4 protein-coding genes are annotated in these 3,089 nt (G+C 41.6%); 2 read left to right on the plus strand and 2 right to left on the minus strand.

Translation table 11 applies throughout. From position 1 onward, the window contains the following. The first annotated feature begins 205 nt into the window (after nucleotides 1-205). Complete coding sequence (locus tag PX481_RS06730; RefSeq protein ID WP_288026830.1) at nucleotides 206-448, plus strand: hypothetical protein; 243 nt, start codon at nucleotides 206-208, stop codon at nucleotides 446-448. Nucleotides 449-508: 60 nt separating this feature from the next. Here PX481_RS06730 and PX481_RS06735 read toward each other — a convergent pair whose 3' ends face one another. Further along, nucleotides 509-1,201 (minus strand): pirin family protein, encoded by a 693-nt coding sequence (locus PX481_RS06735; protein ID WP_288094074.1) that lies wholly within the window; start codon nucleotides 1,199-1,201, stop codon nucleotides 509-511. Between the two features lie 451 nt (nucleotides 1,202-1,652). Here PX481_RS06735 and PX481_RS06740 point away from each other — a divergent pair, with 451 nt between their 5' ends. After that, nucleotides 1,653-2,342 carry a PEP-CTERM sorting domain-containing protein gene (locus tag PX481_RS06740; protein ID WP_288094076.1) on the plus strand — a complete coding sequence of 230 codons (690 nt, stop codon included), beginning with the start codon at nucleotides 1,653-1,655 and terminating at the stop codon, nucleotides 2,340-2,342. Between the two features lie 216 nt (nucleotides 2,343-2,558). Here the strand turns inward: PX481_RS06740 and PX481_RS06745 are convergent. After that, nucleotides 2,559-3,089: Uma2 family endonuclease (locus PX481_RS06745; RefSeq protein WP_288094077.1), on the minus strand; the 531-nt coding region annotated here is incomplete at its 5' end.

Below are 3,089 nucleotides of genomic sequence, written 5' to 3' on the forward strand. Positions count from 1 at the left end.
ATTTTCAGGGAAAAAGTGCCTAAATTTCCCCCCGATCACTCCCAGATCCAGTACTTTTTGATTGACAAAAGGTCTAAAAGTCTTACCCAACAAGGTTTTTAGATTTATTCAGCAAGCCCTAACTAACTGGCAATAATGATAGCGAGAAAAGAAGTAGTTTAGTAGTGCCGAATTCTCGTTCCCGATCATTTAGGAGGTAGGAAAGATGACAATTTATGTCACCCGCGAGGGATATAAACTGGTGGCCGATTCCCCACTGGAATTGGTGGAAAAATTACAACAATGTCAGGGTAGAATGACGGAAACAAGACAGGAATTCATGACTCGGCTGGCTGCACAGATGGTAGCCAGCCAAGGCGTTACTGTTCCTATTACTGATCCGGAGAATTTTATCGCCGAGTTAATCCATAACGATTTTCTCAGCGTGGTGGACAGTATTGATGGCTGAAAGTCGGCCGGGGAATTGGCGGCAAAACTTAGCCACTAGGGTTCCTAACACTCAACCCCACTACCCTAGGTCAAAAAGCAAAATTTCCGAGTCTTCTAGAGATTGAATAGCCAAGGAAGTTTCCTCGCTAATTGCCGCTCCATCCCCCGCTTGTAAATGCACGCCATTCACGGTTATTTGCCCTCTAGCCACCTGTAACCAGGCATAACGACCTCCATCTAAGGAATGGGTGAGGGACTGGTCTAGGGGCAAAATTCCCGCATAGAGATTAACATCTTGATGGACTTTAACCGCATTACCATTACCCGTAGGGGAGGCGATTAATTGTAAGGTATGGGGAGAAAATTCGATCGCTTTTTGTTCATAACTGGGTTCTAGGTCTTTTTTGTCGGGAATAATCCAGATTTGCAGGAGATGGAGGGGATTAGTGGCAGAATGATTAAATTCACTGTGTTTTATTCCTGTTCCTGCGCTCATCCGTTGAATTTCACCGTGTCGAATCACGGAACCCGTGCCGAGACTGTCTTGGTGTTCTAGTTCTCCCTCCAAAACATAGGTTAAAATCTCCATATCGTGGTGTCCGTGGGTGTGAAATCCTTTTCCCCCAATCACTTTATCCTCATTAATAACTCTTAGACTCCTAAAATTAATCTGTTGGGGATCATAATATTGGGCAAAAGAAAAAGTATGATAGGTATCCAACCAACCATAGTTAGCGTGGCCTCTTTCCTCAGCTTTGCGTATAGTAATCATCGGTTTTCCTCTTTTTTATCTCTATTATATTCTCAAGGCTTTTTGCTAGATCAACTAAGGATAGCTGATGGGTTTTGTTATCCCTTTTCTGTCAGAGGAGGGATAGGAAGTGTAGATAGTCACGGCAAGCGCATCTTAACAATCCTTGACAAAATAAACCTAGAGGGCGATTTGGGTATATTTGGGTAGAATTTGCCCTCTCAATTGTTAAGCAACAATCGACCAAATAGGTCGAGTTTGTAACTATTCTGATTGACTGCTATCATTTGAAATGCCTACACAGCAAGGGGCTGACAAAATTGGCGAATTGTCAACAGCGTTTGAGCTGCGCTTACCCGGGTAAATAGTGTAATAAAACTTAATAAATTATCCTGATTGATGACTTGACAAGAAAAATTATTACTGTAAAATTGCAGGAAAGAATGTAGTTACTCGAAGGAGTTTCAGTCAAATGATTAATACTCGGTTAAAACCCGTCACTACGGGTCTCATTGGTGCTGTGGGTTTGGGGGTTGCTTTATTAGGGATGCCTGAAATGGCGGAAGCTGTAGATATAAAGGCGGGAATCGATTATCTTTTCACCCCTAAAGGTTCGGACACATGGGTTGATTTCGATCGAAATGGTCCGAATGGACGTACATATTTTAAAGGAGTTCCTATTTTGCCAGGAGGGACTGATACGGCAGTAAAACGATTAGATGACTGCCATTTCGACATAAATGGAAAATGTACTGTAGGTCTTCAATTTGTATCTCTTAATTTGGAGAGTGTTAAACCGGTGCCTGATTTTGGCAATCAAATTGTATTTTTAATGCTGGATGATAGTCACACTCAACCAGTCTCATCTATGACCATAATGGACATTGGTAATAACATGGCCACTTGGACAAACACATTAGACTTTTACTGGAAATTAGTCGATTCAGACAGCAATGTACTCGCAACTGGTTTTGAGTCTTTTATCGGATCGGGAAAAGGAACTTATAATGACGACGGCCACTTTTCTGTTATCACTTATGATGACCAAGCAGAGTGGGCGCGTCACACAGATAAAATTCCCGAACCTTCAACTGTATTAGGCTTAATTGCCGTGGGTTTAAGCTCAATAGTCGGATTTAAAGGCAAAAAAGAGCCAAAATAAGCCTTCGATCGCTTCTTTTTTACCAAGAAAAAGCCCCCCATTGGGGGCTGAGGAAGAATGTAGTTACTTCTTGGAGTATAGCAAATCATGTCGAGAACTGGCAAATATAGCTCGATTTTTGTTTATTGTTGCGGTAAAAACGCCTAACTGTAGCATTTGGGCAGATTACTTCATAAGTTGCAGTTCAGCTGGCTTGAGCGAGATTTCAGGTCAAACTTAAGCCAAATCTCGCCAATCTATCCCTAAATCTTGTAATTTCCGAGCCATCTTTTCTGCCACTTCTTCAGGGGTGGGAACAAGTTTACCTTCAGGGGTAAAAAAGCGTAATTGGCTGTCATGAACCCCTAAAAATAATTCTAACTGTTGACTCCATAACCAACCCTGTTCATTCGCTGCAATTTCTTCGTATTTTCCTACCATCAACTGAAACCCCTTAAATTCTAAACTATTGGGATCAAACCAAAAATAGTTAGGAGTCCGGAAAGTTTCCTGATAAATTTCTTTCTTGAGACCTCGATCAGTTTCTGCCGTTGAATCAGACAAAATCTCGATGATGACATGGGGATATTTCCCCTCTTCTTCCCACACTACCCAACTTTTCCGCGGTTTTCTTGCTACTCCCAACACCACAAAAAAATCAGGACCCCTAAAATATTTTGCTTGACGTTGATTAGGGCTGTAATAAATAGTCAGATTACCAAAAGCATAGAAATCTTGGCGGTCTTTCCATAATAACTCTAGTGATTG

Source organism: Microcystis sp. M53603_WE2 (assembly GCF_030065435.1).